This window comes from Niabella insulisoli, from assembly GCF_039652435.2.
Lineage (GTDB): Bacteria > Bacteroidota > Bacteroidia > Chitinophagales > Chitinophagaceae > Niabella > Niabella insulamsoli.
Map to the genome: position 1 here is coordinate 3159398 of NZ_CP190246.1, position 25970 is coordinate 3185367.

The window sequence follows — 25970 nt, forward strand, 5'->3', positions numbered from 1 at the left end:
TTGATGGGTCATTCCCGAGCGCTTTCGCGGGATTAGTTGTATATTTTGGATCGTTATCAAACTATACACCATGGACATCAAAAGCAATATCCTGGAAACCATCGGCAACACCCCCCTCATCCGGCTCAATAAACTTACAGCCGGCCTTCCCTGCACCGTTTTAGCCAAAGTAGATTATTTTAACCCGGGCAATAGCATCAAAGACCGCATGGCACTGAAGATGGTGGAAGTAGCCGAACAGGAAGGCAAGCTTAAACCCGGTGGTACCATCATCGAAGGCACCAGCGGCAACACAGGAATGGGCCTCGCTCTGGCCGCGATTGTGAAAGGTTATAAATGCATTTTTGTCACCACAGATAAACAATCAAAAGAAAAAGCCGACGTACTCAAAGCGATGGGCGCCGAAGTGATTGTATGCTCCAACAACGTGGAGCCCGATGATCCGCAAAGCTATTACAGCGTTGCGGCCCGGCTGGCGCGCGAAGTGCCCAACTCGTATCATATGAATCAATACGATAACCTGGCGAACCGCCTGGCGCACTACGAAACCACCGGCCCGGAAATATGGAATCAAACGGATGGCAAAATAACACACCTGGTGTGCACCGCCGGAACGGGTGGCACTATCACGGGTGTTGCGCAATATCTCAAAGAAAAAAATCCTGAAATACAAATCTGGGCTGTTGATGCCTACGGGTCGTTGTTGACTAAATACTTCAAAACCGGTGAGCTCGATGAAAAGGAAGTGTACCCTTATTTCAGTGAGGGCTTTGGCGAGGACTTTCTGCCGAAAAATTATGATATGAGTGTTATTGACGAATTTACGCAAGTAACAGATAAAGCGGGCGCTGTGATGGCGCGGCGATTGGCAAAAGAGGAAGGACTTTTTTGCGGATACAGCGCCGGAAGCTGCCTGCAGGGTTTGATGCAATTAAAAGACCGCCTAACAAAAGACGACCTTGTGGTTTGCATTTTCCACGACCATGGCAGCCGCTATGTGGCCAAAATCTATAACGATCAATGGATGATGGAGCGCGGCTTCCTTGAAGTAAAAACATTCCGTGATATTGTAAGCGGGCGTCCGGGCACGCAAAAACTACTAACGATTGACAAGCAAAAAACGGTTGCCGAAGCTGTAGCATTGATGAAACAGTATGATATCGAACATATTCCTGTAATGGATGATCAGGAAATGATCGGCGCCATTACGGAAGGCGGCTTGTTTCAAAAAGTATTTAGCAATCCGGATATCAAACATGAAAAAATTGAACAGGTACTTGAAAAGCCATTTCCATTGGTCGATTTTAACGCCTCTGTTGAAAAACTAAAAACGCTTATTACCAAAGAAAATGGAGCAGTGATGAGCAAAGATGAAGCGGGGATATATCATATCGTAACGAAGTATGATGTGATACAGGCGCTGGGGGGATGAGCGGGCGAGACCGGCACTGGCTGTGTACAACACGTTCAAATTTTTTGTTCGTGATTGTATGTTTACGCTGTCCGTGAACATGTATAACTAAAGCTTGATTAAAAAGTCCAAAGCGAGAAGATTGATAGTGCACTCCAACTCGTCTAATTATCTCCTTTGCGATTTGTGTTTTTCCCGTTACACCTCTACAAGCATTAGCTTATCGCTTCTTATAATGAGCCTTTTGACGCGCAACAAGGCTATATAAAAAAATGACGATAGGCGAAGCTAAATAGGCATTAAACTTACAACATTTCTGTTCCATACAAATCAACCCAAATTTATCTTACTAAAAATCAACCGTCTTATTGCCGCATTTAATTTATAACTGCTTCACCACCACTTTTTTCTTATAGCGGTCCAGCGATTCCAGTTGCGCCGCAATTTTTTCATCCCAATCATCCTGAACAGTAAAATCCTCCCCGTTGCGGGTGTACAGGTCGTAAGACCGCTGAAAGTTTTCAGCTTCCTTGAATTTACTATTTACAAAATCTGCAATCTCCGCGCGATAATTATGCCGGGTTAGTTTTAGTCGCTGCAACTCTTTGGTAGCCTGACGCGCAAAAATTTCCGAAATATCAAAATGCTTTTGTTCGTGCATAAGCAGGCGCTGTTTAACCGATGGCGAAAAATCCAACACACGCTCTCGAATGAAAGTGTGTTCGCGATGGACCGTTGCCTGCACCGTGATGCGCACGCTTACCGGCACACCGCTTACTTTGTGCGTTGTGAGATAATAGGTAATGCCGGTTCTCGTTAAAGCAGCCACGTTCTCGTTCACATCGCTCACACTATCGTGCACCACTTTAAAGTCCTGTAGCTGAAGCTTCCTGTCTTCCGTCCAGAATATAATTCGGTTAGCGCCTGACTTTTGTCCTGACACGGACATTCCGAAAAATTGTAAAAAACAAATCAGATATATGAGTCTTCGTAGAATAGGCTAAATTTTTACAAACCACAAAGATAACGACCTTTCCAGCGCTTTTTTGTTAAAAATAGAAGTCCCTGCGGCCGATATTCCATCTCAAACCAAGGTTGAAAACCGTACTGTTTTTGGTGGCTTTTGCAGGCGGCGCATCATAACGCTGCTTTCTGATCATGCCCATGCATTCGATGAAGAGATTTTCCTTTACCTCATACGACAATAACAAACTCGCCATCGCTGCATTAGTTGTCCACCCGCTGCCCACATCATGACCATAATCGCCTGTTCGCGTCACATTCGGCAAAAACAAATTGCTACCAAAATTTACCGAAGCATTGCTGTCGAGCCCCTGTTTATAATACATGGCTCTGCCTTCAATCATCCATTTGGGAGCGGGGCGATAGCGCGCCACGCCGATCCATTCGTTAAAATTCGCCATCAGCGGGTGCGCCAGCGGCTGATTATAATGAGAATAATTGGCCACCGAATCGTAGTGCGAGTAGGTATAAGGCCTTACACGGTTCAGTTCTAACTGCAAATCCAGGTTATCCACTTTAAAGGCGTCGATATATTTGGCGCCAACCTGGTATCCAACCTTATTGGCCCACCAGCCATTGCCGCCCGTAAGCTCCGAAAGCTTAAACTCATCAAACAACAACTGCCCATACACCTGGGCGGTTTTTGCCACATTGGCCTTTAAATCTACGCCCACCACCGCGTTATCCGGGCTGCCCTGATCGCGTTCTACCGACCGGTAAAAAATAACCGGGACCATATAACCAAATTCAAAGCGGTTTTCCCTTCCGAAAACAATCCCCTCAAAAACCCCTACGTTCAACCATTTGGTCAAGTTGATATCTAAATGGTGCATCGCAGCATATTTCTTGCCCAGCAAATCGTCGCCGGCATTGCTTTGATAGGCGTTGGTGAGTTCCATAAACAGGTTTTGGTAGTTGAACTTCCAAATCCTGGTGTTCAGTTTCAGGAACAGGTTATTATTGCCAAAATCACTTAAAAACAGGCTGCGCTGGCCATTTCCGATAAAGTTCTTGTCATAACCAAATGCCACATCAATATATTTCGTAACACCAAAGGTCACATATCCACGCGCATCAAAAAAATCCCGCCCGCCCTGCTCGTTATACGTTCTGTAAAAGCCGGCGCCGGGAACCGCCCTGCGCTCTTCCATCCAGTCCTGCACATACAGCGGATAGCGCTCCTGATTATCCGTAAGCATTGTGTAAAAGCCCACTTTATCTGCAATGCGCCCGCGAATGGCAACGCCCCGCGTGTTGTAAAAAAGATTTTGATCGTTGTTATTTTCTTTCATAAAACCCACATTCAGCACCGGGTTTACCACGAGGTCAAAATCCTTGCTATGTGTTTCAAAAAGTCCGGCAGGGTATTGATAAAAAGTATTGCCCACGAGTTTTTTGCTGATATACTGCTCGCGCTCATTTTCGGGCACCCACTCCAGGTTGTTCGCCAGCAGGCTTTTGAGATAATATTTATCGACTTTAGTAAGGTTCGCGTCTAAGGCGGAATCTACCTGTAAATAATTTCTCGCTGCCGGAACCACAAATTCCCGGCTATAAGGTTTCGTCTTGCTAAGGTTCAAAACAGGATCTTTTTGCGCCTTAATTTCGAGGCGGTCTAAGAGGATTTCCTGCTTATCGCCGCGCGGCAAATTGGTTGTTTGAGAAAAAGCTAAAAACGGACAAAGAAGCACCGTAAATACCTGAAGGCATTTTTTTAATTGCATAGTTTGTTGATAAGGTTTAATAAACTACTTTTATTTTTATGCGCCGGGCCGGGCTACTACTATCAGCGAATTTGCGTCGCACGCTTCAATTGTGTTACATAAATCAGCAAATTCATAGTAATGACGCCGGGCACAGGCCCAAAAGCAAAAACTATGCAAATATATCTTTTTAAAAACATTCAGGTTGTAAACGAAGGGAAAACAGCAACAAAGGACCTGTTGATAAAAAATGGCCGCATTGAAAAGGTTGACGATCAGATTACTACTCAGGCAAATGCCATTGAAATAAATGGCGAGGGAAAATTCCTGCTGCCCGGCGTTATCGACGACCAGGTGCATTTCAGGGAACCCGGCCTCACCCACAAAGCAAATATTTACACCGAAAGCAAAGCCGCCGTGGCGGGGGGTGTCACCAGTTTTATGGAAATGCCCAACACGATACCCCCGGCGTTTACGCTCGAGCGGCTGGAAGAAAAATATGATATTGCCGCCCAAACTTCGCTGGCCAATTATTCCTTTTATATCGGCACGAGCAATGAAAATGCCGATAGCACACTCGCCGCAAATGCCTTTAAAGACCGGATCTGCGGCATCAAAATGTTTATGGGAAGCAGCACCGGCAACCTGCTGGTAGACAATCCGCTCGTACTCGACCGCATTTTCGGCGAAAGCGAAATGCTGATTGCCACCCATTGCGAAGATGAAAAAATCATCAAAGCCAATATGCAAAAGGCGCTGCAGGAAAATAGGGAGCTGACGGCGGCCGACCACCCTATCATCCGAAACGAGGAAGCCTGTTTTGAGTCTTCTTTTTATGCGATTCAATTGGCCAAAAAGCACAACGCGCGCCTGCATATTTTGCATATTACCACCGCTAAAGAGTTGCAGCTATTTACGAATATGCTGCCGTTAAAAGATAAACGGATTACTTCCGAGGTGTGCGTGCACCATCTCCATTTTACAGCCGATGACTATGCTACGCAGGGCAATTTTATCAAGTGCAACCCTGCCATCAAAGCGGGCCACAACAAAGCCGCTCTCTGGGAAGCTTTGCTCGATGACCGACTTGACGTGATTGCCACAGATCATGCGCCTCATACTTTTGATGAAAAGAATGAGCCCTATTTGAAAGCACATGCCGGGCTGCCGCTGGTGCAGCATGCCCTGCCCCTTATGCTTCACTATCACCAGCTGGGAAAAATCTCTTTGGAAAAAATCGTGGAAAAAATGAGCCACGCCGTTGCAACATGTTTTGCCATTAAAGAAAGAGGTTATATACGCGAAGGTTATTTTGCCGACCTCGTGATGGTCGACCTGAACCAGCCATTTACAGTAAACAAATCAAATATCTTATATAAATGCGGCTGGAGCCCGTTTGAACAGGCCGGCGAAAATGGCGCCCCTTTTCAATTTCCGGCCAGTATTACGCACACTTTTGTCAATGGAAACCTGGTTTATGGAAAGGATAGCTGGAACGAGTCTATAAAAGGACAAAGGCTTTTGTTTAACAGGTAGATCATTGCGCTTCGCTCGTGGTTCATCGACCTTTTTTGAACCGCCGGTAGCCGATGAACTTTCAACGATCAACTTCGCTTATGCAAATAGACGATATCTCTTTTAATGATATTTCCATATTTCATCAGGAGGAAAGTTTTTCCATCTTCCATAAATTGAATTTCACGCGCACAGAAGGCGGCAAAGAGTGGCTGCGGCATTTTTTCTCCAATCCGTTTACCGACGCGAAAAAGATAAAAGGCACGCAGAATATCATCAAAAAGCTAACGGACTATATCGACGACTGGCCCGAAGAAATTTCGAACGGCACCGTGTTGGTCATGCTAAAGTTTCTGGATTATGCCCTTGATACCATCGGCGACAACCCTTCGGCCATCGACGCCTTCATGTATCGCCTGCTGCACAGTGCAGACTATTCGATGGCCAAATTTTCGGTAAAACATTTTTCCGATTTCTTCCGTGGCCTGAAAAAAATTGAGCAGATTTTAAATGGCGTTGACATGCCGGCTCATTTCTCGATGTATATTGATCGCGTTCATCACCTGGTCAATCATATCGAGCCCTTCCGCCAAATGTCTGAAACAAGAAAAGACGAGCCGCTACCCAAACATAAAGTATTGTACTTCGCCGTGAATGTCAGGGGCAATCACAAAACCCAGGTGCATGAACTGATCGATATTTACAGCCGGCTGGACGCCTGGTACTCAATGGCGGTTGCGGTAAAAAAATACAACCTCCGGTTCCCGGAACTTATCGAAAGCGAGCATCCTTTTTTTGAAGCCAAAAGCCTCTATCACTTATTGCTTCATAATCCGGTTCCCTACGATTTAAAAATGGACCCCGAGCAGAACTTTTTATTTTTGACCGGCGCGAATATGGCCGGAAAAAGTACGCTCATCAAGTCCGTTGGAGCCTCTGTATTTCTTGCACATATTGGCATGGCCGTGCCGGCCGCGGAAATGAAGCTCACCATTTTTGACGGGCTTATCAGCAATATTAATGTGGTAGATAATATCGTTAAAGGCGAGAGTTTCTTTTTTAACGAAGTACAGCGCATTAAAAATACCGTTCAAAAAATAAACGATGGTAAAAAATGGCTGGTACTGATCGACGAGTTGTTTAAAGGCACCAACGTGGAAGACGCCATGCGTTGCTCTTTGGCCGTCATTAAAGGCCTGGTCAAAGTAAAAACATCGCTGTTTATCTTGTCCACCCACTTATATGAAATTGGTGAAGAACTACAAGACCTGCCTACCATTGCTTTCAGGAATTTTGAAACCACGGTGACTGATGATGCTCTTTCCTTTAGCTACCAATTGAAAGAGGGCATTAGCAAAGACCGGCTGGGCTACCTTATTCTCAAACGTGAAAAAGTAGTGGAATTATTAGAGCGATTGTAATTTATAAATCATAGGCTTCAGAAAGCAGGCTGATCACTTCATTCAGCTGAGCCTGGGAAGCGTCCTGCGCTAAAACATAGAATCGCTCGTTGAAAACTTCCCTGATCTGCCAGTACGCCTCGTCTGTCAAAGTGCTGGAAGCTGCTTCTTGTTTCAATCCAATCATCAAGCCATACGCTTTAGAAATTGCGTTCAACCTGGAAGCCAGGTCGGTGTATTGCCTGGCTGCATTCAGATAAAAAACAGCTGCTGCGGCCAGTGTTTTTTCAATATTAAAACGCAGGCTGGTCAGCGATGCGTTGCTTACACGGCTGTCTCCAACGCCAACCGCGCTCCTGCCCCGTCTGAATTCTTCAAAAATTTCAGGACCTGTTCCGGCCGCTTTGGCCTCGTTCCCGAAATACGCCGAGATGCCTAAAGGCCTCACTCGTGGCGCGGGCTGCGCATTATAATTTGTGGATGGATCGTAATTGGTGGGCAACCCGGTGTAGGCAAAAGCCAGGTTCCAGGCCTGCGCCATCGTCGTGCCCGTTGCGCCCAGTTGTGTGAATGCATTGTTCATCGCCATCGAGCCAAGCATAGCAGCGAACCACACTTCATCAAATACGACACCGTCTTTACTAAAAAGTTTTTTCTCCGACACGGGTTGTGCTACCGTCATCGTTCCGGCAATGCCATCGCCTGCGGCGCGGTTAAAAAACTGGCTGTTTAAAGCAGCGGAATCGGCAAAAGCCATCATCGTATCGGTGTTCGTGGTGCCAGTAATCAGGCTAATGGTCATCTTATTAAGGTTAGAATCGGCATAAATAAAGTCAGGAACTAATGCGGCGGTAAACGGCCTGCCCCGGTTTAACCATAAAGAATCAACAATGGCGGTATCAATTTGTGCGTCAGCGCCCATTCGCAGATAGTTGCGCAGGCCATACATCATGATCAAACGCGCTGTTGCAGAAGAATCTTTGTTTTCAAAATCATAGGTATCCGGTACACTGTAAGGCTCGATAAACGATTCGTTTTTCACGCAGGATATCACGAAAAAAAGCACTACAACGAGGAGGCCCGATCGAAAGGTCAACGGTATTTTCGGCACTTTGGAATTCAGTTTTTTCAAAAATAGGTTTTTTAAACTCCTTGAAATAAAAGTTATGGCGCCTGAAGGCTGCGAAATTCTTTATTTAACATATCAATAAAGCCCAGCAGGTCTTCCCTACCATCTGTTTTCACTGCCGACGTCACAAAGTAGGGCGGCAAATCGGACCAGGTTTGCTTCAACGCTTCGATAAATTTGTTCACGCTATTAACGGTCGCTCCCGGCTTATTTTTATCAGCCTTGGTAAACACGATCGCAAAGGGCACCTGCCACTGGCCCAACTGGTCTATAAATTCAAGATCGATCTTTTGCGGGTCGTGGCGGCTGTCGATCAATACAAACAGATTACCCAGGTTAGCGCGTTTCAAAATATAATCTTCGATCATGGAAGTCCAGCTTTTGCGCTGCTTCTGCGACACTTTTGCATAGCCATATCCCGGCAGATCCACCAAATACCAGCTCCTTTCCTGCTTCCCTTTGCCTTTTACCAGGTCGTTAATAATGAAATGATTAATCAACTGGGTTTTTCCCGGCGCCGCCGATGTTTTGGCCAGGCCTTTTTTGTTGCAGATCATATTGATCAGCGAAGATTTCCCCACGTTGCTTCGCCCGATAAATGCGTACTCCGCCTTGTCGGCCGGCGGGCATTGGGTATAATTGGCGCTGCTTTTTACGTAAGATGCTGATATGATTTGCATGAAATAACTGATTAAAGGTTTCGCCTGACCAAGGGAAAGACGCAGGGCGCGAAATTAACGATAACCTGCAAAACGGCGCTATAGCGAGGGGCGCAGTTTTAAATGAAAGGGAATGGCGATTTTTTTCCGGTTGCCATCGAGTATCAACTGCGCTGCCTGTCGACCCATTTCTTCGAAGTCGGTCGAAAAGGTCGTGACGCCCTGCAAGATCAGCCTTTTTAGCGGCGTTTCGTTGTAGCTAATCACGCCGATATCTTTGCCGATTTTAAACTTTGAATCCTTTATTTTTTCAATTAGCAATACCAGGTCGTCTTCCATCAGGCTAATATAAGCCGTCCCCATTTCCAGTTTCTCCTGGGCAATATCGTTGACCACCGAAGCAGGAAACGCATATTGATGACAAAACTTTTTAAAACCTTTTGTGATTTCATCCGGAAAATAAGTATAGGAAGGCACCATTATTTTAAGGCGCTCATATTTTTTCAACCGCTCCAAAGCGCCTTCCATGGCTTCGTAAATATCGTTCTCAAAATTTTCATACACCGCACTAAAGTCGCCGCTGACGCCCGGCACGAGCTTATCGAGCAAGACCAGCTTTTCTTTAGGGATGGTATTGAGTAATTCGTAGGCGTTTTCGCCGCTTTCCAGAAAATGCGCGATAATTACAAAATGCGAATAGTGCTTCCCGGCGTTGGTGAGCAGCCTTTTGAAAAAATTAAAATCGTTATTATAAATGTAAAAATCAATTGTGGCGTTTTCACCCAGCGTTTTTACAAAAGAATCGTAGATGATCTTTTTGTGAACGCTTAGTTTATTAAAAAGAAGAAAAACCTTGGTATCGTTTTTTACGTTCGTCGTCTTGACATAATATCCTTTGCCGGGCACGGAACCTAATACCCCGATCTTTTTGAGGTATTTATAAGATTTTTCAGCCGTGTCCCTCGAAATATCAAATTCAAAACTCATTTCATTGATCGACGGCATTACATCGTCGTGTTTTACTTTGCCAAGCGCAATGGCTTTGATGACGGATTGTGCAAGCTGTAAATATTTTGGCGTGGACGATAATTCATCCAGTTCGATATTTTTAAAAAAATCTTTCATGAGCGATCTAAATATACCTCTAAGTTATCACAAACCATTGCGCGACGCTCATTTATCAGCAAAATAACTGCCGTCGCCACTTTGCGCATCCAACTAAAAATAGAATCTTGGGCGCAAAACCTAAATGCCGCCTATCTTTGCGGCCATGCGCGCACAACCACACGATCATATAATACCCTTCAGCGAATCGGACAAAACCAAAAAAGAACAGGTTGCTGAAATGTTTGACAAGATAGCAGGGAAATACGATTTTATGAACCGATTCTTGTCTGCCAGAACAGATGTGCGCTGGCGCAAAAAAGCCATTAATTTATTAAAGAAAAATCATCCGAAACATATCCTGGACATTGCCACCGGCACCGGCGACATGGCGATACGCGCCTGCAAAATGATCGAGGGCGTGAAGGTAACCGGCGTTGATATTTCTGTGCAGATGCTCGAAGCGGGAAAAAAGAAAATCGCGAGGCTGGGCCTGGGTGATGCCATTGATTTACAGAAAGGCGATTCCGAAAATTTGCATTTTGCAGACGCTCAGTTTGATGCGGTGATGGCGGCTTTCGGCGTGCGTAATTTTGAAAATCTGGAAAAGGGGTTGGCTGAAATGCACCGTGTTTTAAGGCCCGGCGGACAACTTTGCATCATCGAATTTTCGAGGCCACGCTCGGCATTTATCAATAGCCTGTATCAATTATACATGAGCGTAGTAGCGCCGCAGATTGCCCGCGCTTTCAAGCAGGATAAACAGGCCTATCAATATTTGAATAAATCGGCCAAGGCTTTTCCGGAAAGAAAAAACTTCACTACCATCTTAGATAAAGTAGGATTTAAAAACACAGCGTACAAAGCCCTCAGTTTTGGCATGTGCTGCATTTATACCGCCACCAAATAAAGGGGCTGCTTTCAAGACCCGGCAAGATCAGCAGCACCTCAACTTTTGGACTTCACACACCTGAAACCGGTATGCTCGAGGCCCGTATCCGGACTGCTCTTCATGCGGCGGGCCACACGATAGCCGCTGCAATAAGAATCGTTGCACAAAAAACTTCCACCTCGCAGGCTGCGCTTCATGGTGTAGGGCTCCTGGGGATCAAAAGATTTATCGGGGCCCTGAGGGTTGACCGTCAATTTTCCTTCGAGCTGTTTATAGTAATCGTAATTGTATAAATCGCTGCACCACTCCCACACATTTCCCGCCATATCGTATAAGCCATACCCATTGCCGGGATAAGAACGAACGGGCGCGATCGTCACATAGCCATCTTTCTTTTCATTTAGATAAGGAAACTTCCCTTCCCAGCTATTGGCTTTGGGCGTACCCTGGTTCACGTGCTCATTGCCCCAGGGATAAATATTATTAATCAATCCGCCCCGCGAAGCAAATTCCCATTCGGCTTCGGTAGGCAGCCTTTTGCCGGCCCATTTGCAATAGGCCTGTGCATCATCCCAGCTCACCTGAACGACAGGGAAATTATCTTTTCCTTCGATGCTGCTGCCGGGCCCCTGCGGGTGTTTCCAGTCGGCGCCGGCTACCCAGCTCCACCATTGGCTGTAGTTATTCAGGTCCACGGGGCCATTTGATTGTTTAAACACGAGCGATGCGGCAACCAGCAGGCTGTCGGGCGGTCGCGGCGTGCCGGGCGGCACTGTTTTTTTAATTTCCTCCCAATCGGGCTTTCTTTCGGCGGTAGTGATATAGCCGGTTGCTTCCACAAATTTTCTGAATTGGGCATTGGTCACCTCGGTGGCGTCCATATAAAAAGCATCAACTTTTACTTTGTGTTTGGGATATTCATCCTCGCTTGCCTGGTTATTATCTCCTCCCATATCAAAAACGCCGCCGGGAATCAACACCATGCCGGCCACCGAGCTATCGCCACCGAAACTTACGGCGCTGGAATCAGCATTTCCAAATCGGGAAGTAGTGGGCATACATGCATGTGACGTGTCTTTACTGTCTTTTTCGTCTGTCTTTCCATTATTGTTGCAAGCGAGCAGCAGGGCCGTAGCAATAGCTGGCAACACCAAACCTTTGAATGAAATCATTTTATAAAAATACCGGTTTTATCAATAAGATTAAGACTTTCGCTTTAGGTTTTGGTTTAGCGGCAGTTGAGATAATTTATCAGGCCGGGAAAAAGCCGTTTAATTCACTGAGGTGGGAACAGCGGGTGGTTGCACGCGAGCGAAATGCAACATGCTTATACAACGTATCGGGCCATATTCAAAAACTTTCGTATATATTTGAGAGTTGCCTATTTTAAGACGTCTAACTTACGGACAACAAACATTTGGACTCAGTACTATGCAAAGGACTTTTAATTGTAGTGCTCGTAGGAATTCCAATTGCACTTGGACTCTTATTTTATTTCTTCGCTAAGAAACTTGTTTATCCTAAAAGATATTTCGGACCTAAAGTGACACAGAATTATGACGGGAAATTCTTATGTTCGTGAATATTTTGAACCAAGTGGATAAAAAGGTTATGCGCCCACTTTTAGACGTATTTCAATCAGTAAAACTAAAAACGAACTGACTTTTGAAGACATTGTCGAATAGAAAACGTCCTATAAAAACCTCCTCATTATATAATGAAGAATAACCCTATAACCATTAAATTGCCACTCTCTGCTCGAACCGGCACAGAAACAACCTTTCTTTAGTAACGCATCGAAAGAAAAATTATTCAGGAGTAAATATCAGCTCATAATTATCGAACAAACAGGATACAAAACATTGAAAAGATGTCTCAGGCTTGCGCAGCTTTTTATTCAGAAGCACGAACATACTATACATTGACGAAAAATGAATCCGGAAATACCATTAATGATTATGCGTTTGACAATGCCGCTTTACTCCAAGCTGAATAAAACCGCAACAAACAAGCGTCCTCGCTTCGACTGAACTTTAATTGCAGAAGCTTTTAAATGAAGTTTAACGAATTTTAAAAAGCTACTTGAAGAAGGAGCAGAAAACAATTCCCCTTGCACGACCGCATTTTAGAAAAGGGCTCACCCTTTCCGCCACACGATTTTTTGCCAGACTTTATCAACGAGCCGTTTCTACTTCAGTTTGCTTAGTTTATGAAAGACAAAAATTGACCATTTCAAAACAGGATATAAACAAGGGGAAAAGGCCTGTAGCAATTTACAAGCCTTTTACTAAACCCCTTGCCCGCATAAGATTTAAGGTTTAACCAGTGTCGTTGTTCCCAGATCTGTAGACTTACCAAGCGTAACGGTCACACCGGGTTTTACTGCATCAAGATAACCGGTAGTGTCTTCGGCATCGAAAGAAAGATCATAAGTTCCCGACGGAACGCCTACCAATTTGAAGTAACCGTCGGCACGGGGAATTGCACTGGCGATGGTATCAAATCCTTTTATTAAATGAACCAGCCCCAACGCTTCAGCGGGCTTCAGATAACCTAAAACCTGGCCGCTGGCCAACTCGGTAAACGCCTTCACTACCGGCCTCATCATAAACTTCCCGTTTCCGGTTTGATGAATGGAGCGCGCCGCATCAAAATCTAATCCTATTTTATACACACCATCGGGTTCCAATTCCTGATGAAAATTGATTTTTAATCCAGTCTGTGACCCGGAAGGGATCGTTAAATCGTGTGGTACACCATCCACGACAACCGTGTTACCCGTTTCATTCAACAACAGGCGTATCTGCTCTATTTTTCCTGCCGGCAGCATATAAGGCTCGCCCATCGTGTACACATCACCATTTCTATAATCGAGGATATTGAGCGGAGCCGTTATGGGATTCAAAGGATAAGTTACCCATCCTTTATCATCAAGGCCATTGTTAATCTCCACTCCTTTAACAGATAAATAAACGGCATCGTAATGAGCCGGCGCGTCTGTTAAAAACATCTGGACGCTGGCAGTTCCTTCGGGCGCCGCGTCGCTGTCTGACTTGCTGCAGGAGGCAAAAATCAAAACACCCACCAAGGTCAGCAATAAATTTTGTTTTTTCATAAAATTGAATTTATCAACTGAGCCGTTCAATAAGACGGTACAGTTTCAGGTAAGGATTATGGGACAAACTTAACTCCCCAAAATGAAGAAATGATGAAAATCAAATATGTTCGTTTGAAAAAATTATCTGGAAGGCCGTGCCGGATGTATCGGATGATACGGCGAGTTCGAGATTGTGATATTGCGCGATCGAATGGACAATAGAAAGCCCCAAACCGTTACTGTCCGGGCTGGCACCGGTTGTTCTTTTAAACCTGTCAAAAATAAAAGGAAGTTGCGCCTCGCTAATCCCTGATCCTGTATCCTTTATAACAACGGCATACTTCTGATTCCCGATCAACTGATCACTGATGTCAATGACGCCCCGCGGTTTGTTGTACTGAATAGCATTATTTAAGACATTGTAAAAAAGCTGAAACAACAACACCTTGTTGACATTTTTTAAAAGAACATTTTGCTGTAAATGGTTGTTGAGCTTCAGTTGCTTCTGAACGAGCCGGTGATGTAATTCGCCGGTTACTTCCTCGATAAGCCCTTTTACAGACGTGGTATCTTCCCTGATATATTGATCATTATCTATCCTTGAAATCAACAATAAAGATTTTGCAATTTTCTTAAGCCGGTGCAAGGTCCGCATGATCTCCTCCATCTTTGCAACCTGCGCTGGTCGCATTGACGCATCAGCGATCATATTCTCCAGCTTACTTTGAATGATGCTGATCGGGGTCATGAGTTCATGAGAAGCATTGGAAGAAAACTCCTTCTCTTTTCTAAAATCACGATTGATTTGCACCATCAGGCCCGAGATGACCTGGTCCAAATACTTGAAATCGAAAGTTGACGTTTTAACAGGCGGCGAAGTATCGGTAAAAGGAAATTTGATATTGAGTAACTTCGTATTAATATAATTGAGCGGCCTCAATAAATGCCTGGTATAAAAAACATTAGCTAAAAGAATAAGAATCACAATGCCAGCCAACACATATAAAGCCATTTTCTGCATCGCCCTGCCGTCCTGACTAATGGAAGAAATTTTACGGCCAATTTCAATGAAATAATTTTTGTCTGAAACCCGCATCGTATGGGTGAGTATGCGGTAAACGATCGTGTCCTGGTCAACAATGCGACGTTCGGTTTTGATCTGGTCGGCCAGCTGGTTTTCGTTTCCCGGTTCGATCGAGATGTATTCATCTTTCAACATGGAATAACTTCCGTAGATGGAATCTCCTTCGAGATAATAGTCGAGCCCATTCGCCTCTATTTCCTTTATCACCTTCGATTTTTGCGACCGTAGTGCTGCATTGGTATTTCTGTCTGCCACAATTTTCACAAATAAGGGCAAAATGAGAATCATTAACAACGCAATACAAAGCGAAGAAAGCGTTGCAAAAAGTACCAGTTTAGTGCCTAGTTTCAATCGATGCAATGTATTTTATAACCAATTCCCCTAACCGTTTCCAACCAGTCCGGAGGTTCGTAAGCTTGTAATTTTTTTCGGATGTTTTTTATATGAACATCTATATAATTGGAATCGTAATCGTCCATCGCGCTATCCGGCCACAGATGTTCGCTGATCTGTAACCGGGTTAAGGGCCGGTTTTTGTTCAGCGCCATAAAGCTCAACAAATCGAATTCCTTTTTGGAAAGTTCGACCTTTACTGCGTTATATGCAAGCGTTCTTTGTCGGGTATCGATCACAAACCCGCCCAATTGAATATTGAAATCATTTATCTGAAATTTGCGTCGGCCTACTGCATTTATTCTTGCTCTCATTTCTAACAGGGAAAATGGTTTTGGCAAATAGTCATCCGCGCCCAAATCGAGCCCCTGTATTCTATCTTCGAGATCTCCCTTTGCTGTGATCATGATGATTCCGGCCTCCGCGTGATCAAGGCGGATTTCTTTAAGCAACCTTAGGCCGCTTATATCTGGCAGGCCGATGTCAAGCAAAAAAAAGTCATAGCTCTGCCGGCACCAAATCTCGCGCGCAGCTTTGCCGTTGAATGCCAAATCGCAGGTGAAGCGTTCCTTTTTTAAGAAATGTTCCATCTCAAGGGCTAGCGATCTTTCATCTTCTATTATTAACACTTTCATTTTTACGGACTTTAAAACTGATAAAAAGCGCTTAGCGACAGCATCGAATTGGCTCGGCCCGGCCCGGAAAGCGCGTTGATTCCCAGTAAAGACAACTGATAGGCCAATTCTAGCAAATAGCGGGCCCGGTTGTAGTCCAGAGGAATTTTGAAATTGTAAGAAACAATCCCAAATTTGTTGTAGGCCAACTGCTGTTCGAGCGGCGGCGGCATCCCCTTGCCCTTGCCATTATTTTCACGATTGATCAAATACGTTTGATAAAACTGCTGCGAGCCCATGGCAACTGCAATTTCGGGAGCCAGCGCCAAGACGGCCTTTTCAGAGGGGATATGTAAATCAAAAACTTTAGCATTCCCCACCGTCAGGAAATAATCGTTGCTTTGGCCCATCAGATAATCAAAAGTGGCTTTAGTTTCCGCCCAGTGCTGCCACTTAATTTCGGCGGTAGCGGTACCCGTAACGCCGGCCTGCAAGAGCGCTGTATTTGAGGGAAAAAAATTATGCGTGTAACTGATGCCGGCTTCCAGATTGTTGCGGACATCTAATAAATAACCTACCCCGAGCGCCGACGCCGCCAAAAATGGCTGTTTCATTTCCTCGCTGAAGACCCTGTAGGTGGCTGCGGAAAAGTAGATACCGGCGGGCAAATTAAAAGAGGCGGCCAGCGCTATATACGGCAGCGGCTCTGCGGCTGTTTGCCCATAAAAGTCGGCGTTGGAACAAGCCACCTCTCCAACCGTCAGCGTGGGCTTTTCTTTATCCGCCGCTCGATCCACCGCCTGTCCATAGGCACCGGCGCTATTAGCAGCGCTTATAATCAGGGACATTAATATGGAGCGAACACTTTGCTGCATGTGGTCAGTTGATTATATTCCCAAACCTTTCCCCACAACTTTAGGCTTTATTATTTTGACCGGCTTCACTTTAATTTTTGGTTTTATTACTTTTGGAGGCAACTGCTTTTTTGCCTTAGGCACTTTTTTTATGGGAACTGGTGTTGATTTTTTTTGTGCCGGCTCAGCCTGCTTCGGCGCTGTTTTTTTTTCATCAACGGGTTTGCCCCTGGCCGGAATAGTGTCAACGAGCACCACCCATCCACCACCGGCCGCATGGGCCCGGCTGGCCCACACCAAAGTTGCACCAAGCATCAGCATTATCAACAGGAAGTAGCGAATGGACAGCTTCATGACGTTTTTGTATTTGACCGATATGACAATAGCGCCCCAACCGGATCGCCATCAACCGGCGAAGTTACGCGCTAAATTATGAAGATAAGATGAAGAACTGGCTGGCTCTAGTCCGAGATCAGGTTTATAGCCGAGAAGCATGTGAATGTCTTTGGCCGCGATACCCAAAATTATAAAGTTAAAAACTTGCAATTCTAATTGCCAGGTAAAATAATAGGTATCGGGTTCGGCAGAAAGAAATAAGGCTAAGTCAGAACTTCGCATTTTTGTAACGGAATTATGGGACCTGTATGGCTCCACTCGGCGAACGGTCAGTAATGGGTGTTCGCCGGTTCCGTTTATGATGGCTCTGCTATCAGTAAACTAGTAAAATTTAAATTTACCCCAATCTAACAATTAAATTATGAGCGATAACAAAAAGAATGTGGACGCCAAATCTTCCACAAAAGTGGAGGAATGTTTTGTAATAATGCCAATTACCGATCCTGACGGATATGAGTCCGGGCACTTCCAAAAAGTTTTCGAAGATATAATTTCGCCAGCATGTAAGGAAGCGGGATTTCAACCGACAAGGGCAGAGCAAGTGAAACAAACCAATCTTATTCATTTAGATATCTTAGAAAGGTTGATTAAAAGTCCAATGGTAATTTGCGACTTAAGTAGTAGGAACCCAAATGTATTATTTGAGTTGGGAATGCGACAAGCTTTTGATAAGCCCACAGTTTTGATTCAGGAGAAGGGCACAAAGAAGATATTTGATATTAGCCCTATGAGGATTCTGGATTACAACAGAGAATTGAAATATCGAGATGTGATTCAAAGTCAAAAAGACCTGAAGGAAACCATTCTCGCGACGAAAAAGTCGACTTCCGAAAATGAGGGTATTAACTCGCTTGTCAAGCTTCTTTCATTATCGCAACCAGCTGCGTTGCAAGAAATATCAGAGAAAGACTCAACGAGTATGTTGCAAGTTTTAATGGCGCAAATGAATGATTTAAAAAATGATCTGAGAAAAAACTTTCGACCCTATAGCTTATTTACGACCAACCCCGATGTCAAGAATGTTGATGAGGAATTAGCTATATTCTACTTTCTGCTTAAAAAATACGACGAAAGTATTACAGTCAAAAATTTGGCGCTTGCATCAATTAAGCTAAATGAGCTAGGAAAAAAATACAAAAATCTGATTGCGTTGGATCTAACGAACGAAGAACGGCAAAAAATAGATGCAGACATGAATTTCGCTCGTCATACCCTATATATCCTTGAAAATGACCTAAATATGATTCAGGGAAGTATTAAGAAGCTATAGGGCACTCGTGATTGTCTAGTTTTCGATTCTTTATTCGCTTTTGTAGATAAAAAAAACCTTAGAATACTCCAAGATCTTTTAAAAACTTACCCCTCAATTTACCCCAATTACCTACAAATACCGTTGATACTGGGTTTTAAGTGATCCGGATTGGATTCGAACCAATGACCTACTGCTTAGAAGGCACACACCAGCAATAAAAATACGACTATCAAAAACCTATGAAACCCGCGTCATTATTGATTGAAACACTTATCCACACTGCATTATATTAGTTTGTTGTTTTTGGTTGTTTATTGGTTATTTATTAGCTTTGTGACGGAAATGTGACGGAATTTGTGACGGAGAAATTTAAACCCTGTTTTTTATGTTAGCCTCAACAAGTATTTTTATCGATGCGAGCCACCCAAAAACGGACGGAACGTGTGCAATAAGCCTACGTGTTACCTATGACCGTAAGCGGCGGTACTACCCTATTAAAAAGTACGTCCTGACCGCTAAGGAGTTCGACAAAATAATGAACGCAAAAAGGCAGGACAATATGGAGCGGGCGAATATTAAAACTGATCTTGAAGCGTATAAAATCAAAGCTGATGACATAATTAAGAAGATGCCATTCTTTACTTTTGATGGGTTCGCTGACAGGTATTTAGAGAACAAAGCCGCAGCCGATACCCTTACAGCCATCTACGAGGCTAAAATAAAGGAACTAACAGAAAACGGACAAATAGGAACGGCCACCACATACCGGAACGCTATACAAAGCCTGAATGCCTACAAAAAGAATATAGCAATCGGTAACGTAACAGCTTCTTTTCTGAAAGCCTATTCAAAGTGGATGCATGACGCCGGAAAATCAAAGAACACGATTAGTATGTACCTGCGCACCCTACGAACCATATTTAACGAACAGATAGGCGCAAAGCAGATAGATAAAGACCTGTACCCTTTCAGGCGGCAAAAGAATGAGAAAGCGAAGTATGCACCACCAGCACCCGTTAAGCGTAAACGAGCGTTAACCGATGGTGAATTAAGCCTACTATACTATTATGAGCCAACAATGCAAGCGCAGATCAAAGCCTTAGACTTTTGGAAACTAAGTTTTCTTTGTTCAGGCATGAACTTTACTGACATCCTGAACCTGAAAGTAAAAGAATATGACGGCGAGTTTATACGTTTCTTTCGCCAAAAGACCGATGAAACGGACGAGCCGACCGAAATAATAGTGCATGTTGACGGTGATGCAAAAGCCATTATTAATAAATACCGCATTCATAACGTAAGCCCCAACGCCTACCTGTTCCCGTTCCTGACAAAAGAAATGGACGCTGAAACCCTACACAAACGGGTAAAGTCCTTTATCAGCCAAACCAATAAGCAACTGAAAAAAATATGCGCTGCAATAGGGATACAGCATGTAAGCACGTACCACGCCCGACACTCATTTGCCAACAAGCTAAAGCAGGGCGGCATTGATATTGGACGCATACAGGAGGCATTAGGGCACGCAAGCGCAAAGACTACGGCCACCTATTTAAAATCGTTTAATGACGAAGCATACAAAGAAATATCAGCAGCGGTAAAACCATTAAAAATAGCGAAATGAACTATTACGAAGATGCAAAAGAAATGGCCGCTTACTTAATTGGCATGAAAAATTTTATTAAAACGAACGCCTACGCTTCGCTGGATTTTTTTACAAACTACAAGTGTATAATCGAAAAACGAAAATTGGAAAATATAAACGCTGGCGGCGATGGCACTATGTATGCAGCGGCATACGATCAATGTAAAGAATGTATTGCCGAAACAAAGGAATACATACGTTATAGAGAAGAGAGAGCAAAAGCACTCGCTCCACTGGATAACATAAAACCAAATGAACTAATAAAAGCAATAACCGATGGTGAAATAAAAACCCTAAAAAGGGCAAGACAAATAAAAACCACAATAGACTGGAAGCGAGTTGAACAGCCAGTAAAAACCACTCCCGAAACATTTAAGCATCCTGTAACAAGTGAATTAAGTCTGTATAAAATATTCGAGAGAGAAAAGGAGAAATACAAACCTAAAGATATTCTATCGTTCAAGAAGCAATTTTTGAAGCGATGTGAGAATGTAATATTGAGGTTTGATACCAAGCTAACAGAGGAACAAAAAATGGAAAATAGCGACACAAGGGCGACATACGTCAACTTGATTGACTTTGTGAATAAAATGCCTGTATCCAGCGGTGATAATGTGATTTTGTCTGAAAAGCAAAATATGGTTTGCGATCTGCAAAAAGCCGGATGCCTGACTATTGAACAAATAGAAAAAGTTATGAGTGAAATAACTTTTTTTCAGCAAGAAAAAGAATATAGACCCAAAACACCAATACAAACAAAAAAAGGTACGGCGACCAATATTGCTAAAGCAATGCGACAACTGCATTTAGCAATTAGCCCAACCAAAACCTTAACTAAAGACCAAAACTTCATAGATTTTACAAGAAAACTGTTTTCGGTACTAAAAGAAAAAACAGATTTGAGTATCATTGGTATGATGAAAAAAGGAGTAAAGTAATACATGGCGACAAAATGGCGACTGGCGCGACTAATGCGACTGGTAGCATTGTCCCATGATAAACAAAATAACATTTGACGAAGTGCCATCAGCGATGGTAGCCGTCCTAAACAAACTGCATTCGATCGAGTTAGCTATTACGCAACTTACCACCTGCAACACAAAAGAACCCGATTGCGACCTAATGACGGTCGATGAAGCCGCCGATTTCCTACACTTGTCTAAACAGACTGTTTACCAAGATAATGCAGCTGGCAAACTACCATCAATGAAAAAAGGAAAACGAGTCTATTTCCTAAAAAGCGATTTGATAAAATATCTTAAAGACGGCAAACGCAAAACCAAAGCCGAAGCGGCGAATGACGCAAACAAATTTTTAGCCAACCAATAAAAAAACCCGCAAATGAAAAATCAAAAAGCGGGAAAAGCGTTTGAAGGCGCGACACCGCAAAAATACGACAATTGGCAAAACGAATACCGACAATTTGCTGAATATTTAAAGAAAAATACAGCAACAGCTACTATGGTGGCGATTGCTTTAAACATCTACCGGCCGAACGCCTGCCGCTACAAGCGATGGTTGCAAGAAGCCGGGAAACTATGGGAGACCGGAAAGGCAGTTTGCGCTATTACTGGTTTCAAAGCTGCATACCTTACAACCAACCCGGATCTAAGGCCAAGCGATCCACAAACGCGCCTGTTCGATGGCATGGAGGGGATTGGATAATGGAAAAGAAACAGCTTTCAGGCTATGAACTTAGCCGACAATGGTTTGATTTTTCTTTTGAAAATTCCGAAAAGATAAACCCCAATCATACGGCTCTTTACTTTTTCATCATCGAACATTCTAATAGGTTGGGCTGGAAACCAATCTTTGGTTTGCCGTCATCTTTAGCGATGGAGGCAATCGGGATAAAATCTTACAATACTTACATTAAAACGCTAAATGAGTTGATCGGTTTTGGCTTCATAAAAATGATCGAGAAAAGCAAAAATCAATACACCGCTAATATTATTGCCCTATCAAATATTAACAAAGCACTTGATAAAGCACTTGATAAAGCACTGATAAAGCACAGTACAAAGCAAAGTAGTAGCACGGTACAAAGCATTGATAGTATAATAAAACAAATAAACAAGGAAACCAATAACCAAGAAACAAAGAAACAAAAAGGAAGTGCAAGCACTTCGCTTGATTCAAATGATTTTATTAATAGTTGTTTTAATGCCTGTAAAAGTATTTGGTTTAAACATCATCCTGAATGGCAATTTACCGGTAAAGATGGCAAGGGCTTAAAACTAATAATTGAACAGCTAAACGCCTGGCAAAAAGATTCCGATAAGGAGATAACACCTGAAACCACAGCAGCAGCGTTTGACTACATGCTATCACACTCAGTGGTTACAGGCAGTACTTTTTTATCAACAGCCGATCCTTTAACATTAGCAAGCAAACTAAATAGTATTTACGAACAATTAAAAAACTTTAAAAATGGAACTACAAACAATAACCGAAAATCATCTTACGACCCATTCCAGTCTTTCTATTCAAGTTAAGGCAATCGGAAAAGAAATTTTAAACTACAATCTTTTAACGCCCTTCCCCTTATCCGATGGTTTAATAAGGGCTTACTCGGAAAAACTTATTGAACTTAGTCCCGACATAGAGCCCGTAAGTGTCCGTATAGCGATTAACAGCCTTATTATGGGCTTTACTCCATACGATAAAGGGTCAGGTATACAAAACCTTAGAAACGCCCTATTTGACGTAAAAGCGGCGCGCACACGCCTAGAACAACAAAATGAGCGAAACAGTGATCGCCGGTACTTTCCAAATGAAGATGTTTTTCAAAAAGCTAAGGAAAAAATCGTTGAGATAAATGAACGATCGATTCTCTTTGAAATTGATCGCTATAATCAATTTGTGAAAAAAAACGGGATATATTAAAGTTGATTCAGCTTTAAAAATTATAACAGCCATTTTATAAATCTATAAAGCCTTATATCTATTAGGTTTCCCTACCATAAGAGTTGCAATATTTTCACTGTATGGAAAAAGAAATATCCCCACTGATGCAAGCGTATTTGCAGGAAATAAAAAAGGAGGATACAAAAAAGGACGTACCTATTCCCGAAAATGTTTCTGCCATGATGAAGCAATATTTAACAACCAAAAAATAAGAAATGAACCAAAATCGCATTAACAGCACTCGACAGCAGGCAACCGTTTTTGCAACTTCTGCCAATGCATTGCATGATTGCTACAGGCATCAAACGGGCAGGAATTTTACAGCAGAACAATGGGGCTTCATCATGAAATGTCAACGGCCTTTATTTTCCGGGACTATCACAGCAGATAGCTTTTACAGCCCGCAAGTACGTTACCACATGGACGGCGTTTTTAACAACGCATTTGGCGCAGAGCATTGCATTCTAACTGAATCGAGGATAATTGTTGATAATGAAAAAATAAACTCTTTAAAATAATGACACAACCAAAACTATACGATGAGCGCGGAAAACAACTCACCAGCCTTAGTATTGATGAAGCATTGGCATTAATGAGCAAATCTGACATTCAAAAACTCAAACACCGATGGACGCAAGAGGCTAAGGATTGGGCTGAAAAAACAGACGAAGAGCGCGAAGTTATTACCACCGCCGATGAGGTTGTGAATCAAATGAAATTTTAAGCCAAAAAAACAAACACATGAATGCATTTTCTTTTGAGCGGTATTGCCGCTTCATAACGCCGAAGCAGCGACTGGAATTTAAAAAAATCATTGAAAAGATAGAAAATGAAAACAGGGATCAGCAACCTGAACAGCAAAAGCAAAAAGAATCGGATAGCAAAGAGTTGGCGAAAACATTGGTAAATAACTTAATGGCATAACATGGAAATTTTATTGGAATATAAAGAGCAGGAACATCGTAAAATGTTGAAAGAGGCGACATTTTTTGAAAATAAACTAAATGACTTTTGTGTGGCTGTATCTACAAGGTCGGGCCTTGCTTTTACAAATACGCTCCTTCAAAAAGTAATTGACGGGGGCGATCAACAGCCTATCATTGATGCCATTACCAGGATCATCACAAACCAATTATCACAAGCCGGCGTATCGATTGCATCCATAAGAGATAGCGCCGTAAAAGTAGAAATTCAAGAGTATCAGCGCCTTCACACTGAACTAATGAAAGCAAAAGCTACTTTTCTTCAGGTAAACTCTTTTATGAATGCTTATAGTATTGTTGAAGGTAAGCCTACTCTTTCAAAGACTTTTGCCGAAGACACCAAAGACCAGTTTTGCCGAAAGTTGAAAACAACCAAAGGGATTGCCGGTTATGAAAAAGCAACGCAGGCGGTAAGTCTTTTAAATGAGGCTTTAAAAGATGTTCACCCTACCTTTCTAATAAACGCTGGAGTCTGTATCGACTATGATCGACAAGCAAAAAAATTTGTTGTAAATGATAAAAATTTTGACTTCGACTTTGCAACGAGCGACCCACCAAAACTATAAACACCACTTCGATGCCAACACCTCAAGCCTTACAAATGTTAATTGCGACGTATCTCGATAAATGCAATCCGACCTTACAAATCGTTGCAAACACTTTTGATATTGTTGTTGACCGGGAGTTGACAGAAGACTTGATTCTAAATTCTGGCGCAAAATTAAAAGAGCTTGTGTTTATCCGAATGAAGGGGCTTTTACATGTTTTGCCAGTTGATATTTGGCAGGCAACACTAGAAAGAGATTTGAACTAATCAACCTGGCTTGTAATGTGCTGAGCGCTGCTAAAATCGATTATAACCGGTTTTTTGAGTTTAACGAAGACTCTAGGCAATTAATGGTTATGTAATGGGTTTTAAAAGAGACTTTACTGATCAAGACGTAGCAGCATTCCTGGAAAGAAAAAAACAGGCGTTCATTAATGCTCTTATTGATCGAATGTCGCAAATAGGTGAGCAGTTTATCGCAGATGCCAGATCGGAATTAAGTAGGTGGAAATATATCGAAGTAACCGCCGCAAAAAAAGGGAGTTCTTTAAATACAGGAGTTTTTTATCGCAACGGTAAAAAATATACACGTACATCGGGCGGCGGCAATTCGTTCACGGATATTACTGCGAACCTTCGAAACTCCATTGGATATGGCATTTATCGTGACAGACAATTTATTGCCGGAAACTTTGGAACGGGCAAAGGAGGTAAAGCTGCTAAGGACAAAGCGCAAGAAGTTGCTATGTTGGATGGACTTTGTATAGTGTTTGTAGCAGGTATGGACTACGCCATATATGTAGAATCAAAAGGGTACGATGTTATTACCGGTGCCGCTAAAGACGCCATGAAGGCGCTCAAAATAGAGTTAAAAAAACTTTTACAAAAAACTAGAAAAAGATGAGTGTAGAAATTCTGGAACCAAAAACATTTTTTCGCCATTCTAAAGAAGTGGCCACCATTAAAGCGTCTTATGAAGGCGTCCATTATACTTTTTTGATACCGTCGTTATCTCTAAAACATTGTGCATTTCTATGCCAGCATCTATCTGCATCGGGTTCGACCATAGACTTTGAAACATTATACAGTAAATATCATTCGCAGTTAATTACATGCATTGCAATAGCGGTTTCTGAAATACCTACAATCAATCCCGGCATAGAAAAAATTGAACTGATCGAAAGGGTGTTTGACAAGGATGAACTAATGTCTGTTTGGGATATAGTATTAACCCAAATGGAAATGGTGTACAAGTGCCCCAACCTGGTAGGTATTAGTGATGTTGAAGCCTTATCGCTTTCACAAGCTTACGCAATGCAAAGAGTCGCGAACATAATGGTAAACCAAAACAACATAAATTAA

The 25970-nt window shown here is 43.0% G+C and carries 29 protein-coding genes; 18 read left to right on the forward strand and 11 right to left on the reverse strand.

Going from position 1 to position 25970, the window contains the following annotated elements; genetic code table 11:
- Positions 1 to 70 precede the first annotated feature (70 nt).
- Complete coding sequence (locus ABDK00_RS13090; protein ID WP_346236949.1) at positions 71 to 1432, forward strand: pyridoxal-phosphate dependent enzyme; 1362 nt, start codon at positions 71 to 73, stop codon at positions 1430 to 1432.
- Between the two features lie 361 nt (positions 1433 to 1793).
- Here the strand turns inward: ABDK00_RS13090 and ABDK00_RS13095 are convergent, their stop codons facing one another.
- Together ABDK00_RS13095 and ABDK00_RS13100 are read right to left on the reverse strand one after the other, a co-directional pair.
- Positions 1794 to 2360 (reverse strand): DUF922 domain-containing protein, encoded by a 567-nt coding sequence (locus tag ABDK00_RS13095; RefSeq protein WP_346236948.1) that lies wholly within the window; start codon positions 2358 to 2360, stop codon positions 1794 to 1796.
- Between the two features lie 100 nt (positions 2361 to 2460).
- Positions 2461 to 4158, reverse strand: a complete 1698-nt coding sequence (locus tag ABDK00_RS13100) for a hypothetical protein (RefSeq protein ID WP_346236947.1) — start codon at positions 4156 to 4158, stop codon at positions 2461 to 2463.
- Between the two features lie 153 nt (positions 4159 to 4311).
- On the opposite strand from ABDK00_RS13100, the gene ABDK00_RS13105 reads away from it, so the two are divergent.
- Together ABDK00_RS13105 and ABDK00_RS13110 are read left to right on the forward strand one after the other, a co-directional pair.
- A complete protein-coding gene (locus ABDK00_RS13105; RefSeq protein ID WP_346236946.1) occupies positions 4312 to 5673 on the forward strand; it encodes a dihydroorotase in 1362 nt (453 codons plus the stop codon).
- A gap of 80 nt (positions 5674 to 5753) precedes the next feature.
- Positions 5754 to 7073, forward strand: coding sequence for a MutS-related protein (locus ABDK00_RS13110; protein ID WP_346236945.1), 1320 nt, complete (start codon positions 5754 to 5756; stop codon positions 7071 to 7073).
- Position 7074: 1 nt separating this feature from the next.
- Here the strand turns inward: ABDK00_RS13110 and ABDK00_RS13115 are convergent, their stop codons facing one another.
- The 3 genes from ABDK00_RS13115 to ABDK00_RS13125 all read right to left on the reverse strand — a co-directional run bounded on the left by ABDK00_RS13115 (position 7075) and on the right by ABDK00_RS13125 (position 9965).
- Positions 7075 to 8184: a DUF4856 domain-containing protein gene (locus tag ABDK00_RS13115; RefSeq protein ID WP_346236944.1), complete on the reverse strand. Its 1110-nt coding sequence runs from the start codon at positions 8182 to 8184 to the stop codon at positions 7075 to 7077.
- A 32-nt stretch (positions 8185 to 8216) separates the two neighbouring features.
- Positions 8217 to 8861, reverse strand: coding sequence for a ribosome biogenesis GTP-binding protein YihA/YsxC (gene yihA / locus ABDK00_RS13120; RefSeq protein WP_346236943.1), 645 nt, complete (start codon positions 8859 to 8861; stop codon positions 8217 to 8219).
- 78 nt (positions 8862 to 8939) lie between these two features.
- On the reverse strand, positions 8940 to 9965 hold the full coding sequence (locus tag ABDK00_RS13125) for a GntR family transcriptional regulator (protein WP_346236942.1): 1026 nt from the start codon (positions 9963 to 9965) through the stop codon (positions 8940 to 8942).
- A gap of 124 nt (positions 9966 to 10089) precedes the next feature.
- On the opposite strand from ABDK00_RS13125, the gene ubiE reads away from it, so the two are divergent.
- Complete coding sequence (ubiE, locus tag ABDK00_RS13130; RefSeq protein ID WP_346236941.1) at positions 10090 to 10854, forward strand: bifunctional demethylmenaquinone methyltransferase/2-methoxy-6-polyprenyl-1,4-benzoquinol methylase UbiE; 765 nt, start codon at positions 10090 to 10092, stop codon at positions 10852 to 10854.
- 38 nt (positions 10855 to 10892) lie between these two features.
- Here the strand turns inward: ubiE and ABDK00_RS13135 are convergent, their stop codons facing one another.
- The 6 genes from ABDK00_RS13135 to ABDK00_RS13160 all read right to left on the reverse strand — a co-directional run bounded on the left by ABDK00_RS13135 (position 10893) and on the right by ABDK00_RS13160 (position 17232).
- The gene (locus ABDK00_RS13135; RefSeq protein WP_346236940.1) at positions 10893 to 12008 is read right to left on the reverse strand and encodes a formylglycine-generating enzyme family protein; all 1116 of its coding nucleotides are present in this window, start codon (positions 12006 to 12008) and stop codon (positions 10893 to 10895) included.
- 1139 nt (positions 12009 to 13147) lie between these two features.
- Positions 13148 to 13951 (reverse strand): DUF4382 domain-containing protein, encoded by an 804-nt coding sequence (locus tag ABDK00_RS13140; RefSeq protein WP_346236939.1) that lies wholly within the window; start codon positions 13949 to 13951, stop codon positions 13148 to 13150.
- 100 nt (positions 13952 to 14051) lie between these two features.
- Positions 14052 to 15368: a HAMP domain-containing sensor histidine kinase gene (locus ABDK00_RS13145; protein ID WP_346236938.1), complete on the reverse strand. Its 1317-nt coding sequence runs from the start codon at positions 15366 to 15368 to the stop codon at positions 14052 to 14054.
- Positions 15365 to 16045: a response regulator transcription factor gene (locus ABDK00_RS13150; RefSeq protein ID WP_346236937.1), complete on the reverse strand. Its 681-nt coding sequence runs from the start codon at positions 16043 to 16045 to the stop codon at positions 15365 to 15367. Before ABDK00_RS13150 ends, ABDK00_RS13145 begins: the two co-directional genes overlap by 4 nt.
- Before the next feature lie 11 nt (positions 16046 to 16056).
- Positions 16057 to 16899: a hypothetical protein gene (locus tag ABDK00_RS13155; protein WP_346236936.1), complete on the reverse strand. Its 843-nt coding sequence runs from the start codon at positions 16897 to 16899 to the stop codon at positions 16057 to 16059.
- A 12-nt stretch (positions 16900 to 16911) separates the two neighbouring features.
- Positions 16912 to 17232: a hypothetical protein gene (locus ABDK00_RS13160; RefSeq protein ID WP_346236935.1), complete on the reverse strand. Its 321-nt coding sequence runs from the start codon at positions 17230 to 17232 to the stop codon at positions 16912 to 16914.
- A 403-nt stretch (positions 17233 to 17635) separates the two neighbouring features.
- On the opposite strand from ABDK00_RS13160, the gene ABDK00_RS13165 reads away from it, so the two are divergent.
- The 14 genes from ABDK00_RS13165 to ABDK00_RS13230 all read left to right on the forward strand — a co-directional run bounded on the left by ABDK00_RS13165 (position 17636) and on the right by ABDK00_RS13230 (position 25970).
- Entirely contained in the window at positions 17636 to 18544 is a 909-nt protein-coding gene (locus ABDK00_RS13165; RefSeq protein WP_346236934.1) for a hypothetical protein, read from the forward strand.
- A 367-nt stretch (positions 18545 to 18911) separates the two neighbouring features.
- Positions 18912 to 20150 carry a site-specific integrase gene (locus ABDK00_RS13170; protein WP_346236933.1) on the forward strand — a complete coding sequence of 413 codons (1239 nt, stop codon included), beginning with the start codon at positions 18912 to 18914 and terminating at the stop codon, positions 20148 to 20150.
- Complete coding sequence (locus ABDK00_RS13175; RefSeq protein WP_346236932.1) at positions 20147 to 21109, forward strand: hypothetical protein; 963 nt, start codon at positions 20147 to 20149, stop codon at positions 21107 to 21109. Before ABDK00_RS13170 ends, ABDK00_RS13175 begins: the two co-directional genes overlap by 4 nt.
- 55 nt (positions 21110 to 21164) lie before the next feature.
- Positions 21165 to 21500: a helix-turn-helix domain-containing protein gene (locus ABDK00_RS13180; RefSeq protein WP_346236931.1), complete on the forward strand. Its 336-nt coding sequence runs from the start codon at positions 21165 to 21167 to the stop codon at positions 21498 to 21500.
- A 12-nt stretch (positions 21501 to 21512) separates the two neighbouring features.
- Entirely contained in the window at positions 21513 to 21836 is a 324-nt protein-coding gene (locus ABDK00_RS13185) for a hypothetical protein (protein ID WP_346236930.1), read from the forward strand.
- Positions 21836 to 22666: a hypothetical protein gene (locus ABDK00_RS13190; protein ID WP_346236929.1), complete on the forward strand. Its 831-nt coding sequence runs from the start codon at positions 21836 to 21838 to the stop codon at positions 22664 to 22666. Before ABDK00_RS13185 ends, ABDK00_RS13190 begins: the two co-directional genes overlap by 1 nt.
- Positions 22602 to 23057, forward strand: a complete 456-nt coding sequence (locus tag ABDK00_RS13195; RefSeq protein WP_346236928.1) for a hypothetical protein — start codon at positions 22602 to 22604, stop codon at positions 23055 to 23057. The genes ABDK00_RS13190 and ABDK00_RS13195 overlap by 65 nt, the downstream gene beginning before the upstream one ends.
- 101 nt (positions 23058 to 23158) lie before the next feature.
- Positions 23159 to 23290 (forward strand): hypothetical protein, encoded by a 132-nt coding sequence (locus ABDK00_RS13200; protein ID WP_346236927.1) that lies wholly within the window; start codon positions 23159 to 23161, stop codon positions 23288 to 23290.
- A gap of 305 nt (positions 23291 to 23595) precedes the next feature.
- Complete coding sequence (locus ABDK00_RS13205; protein WP_346236926.1) at positions 23596 to 23802, forward strand: hypothetical protein; 207 nt, start codon at positions 23596 to 23598, stop codon at positions 23800 to 23802.
- Between the two features lie 17 nt (positions 23803 to 23819).
- On the forward strand, positions 23820 to 24002 hold the full coding sequence (locus ABDK00_RS13210; RefSeq protein WP_346236925.1) for a hypothetical protein: 183 nt from the start codon (positions 23820 to 23822) through the stop codon (positions 24000 to 24002).
- A gap of 1 nt (position 24003) precedes the next feature.
- Positions 24004 to 24627, forward strand: a complete 624-nt coding sequence (locus tag ABDK00_RS13215) for a hypothetical protein (protein WP_346236924.1) — start codon at positions 24004 to 24006, stop codon at positions 24625 to 24627.
- Positions 24628 to 24638: 11 nt separating this feature from the next.
- The gene (locus ABDK00_RS13220; RefSeq protein WP_346236923.1) at positions 24639 to 24875 is read left to right on the forward strand and encodes a hypothetical protein; all 237 of its coding nucleotides are present in this window, start codon (positions 24639 to 24641) and stop codon (positions 24873 to 24875) included.
- Positions 24876 to 24969: 94 nt separating this feature from the next.
- The gene (locus ABDK00_RS13225; RefSeq protein WP_346236922.1) at positions 24970 to 25512 is read left to right on the forward strand and encodes a hypothetical protein; all 543 of its coding nucleotides are present in this window, start codon (positions 24970 to 24972) and stop codon (positions 25510 to 25512) included.
- A complete protein-coding gene (locus tag ABDK00_RS13230) occupies positions 25509 to 25970 on the forward strand; it encodes a hypothetical protein (protein WP_346236921.1) in 462 nt (153 codons plus the stop codon). Before ABDK00_RS13225 ends, ABDK00_RS13230 begins: the two co-directional genes overlap by 4 nt.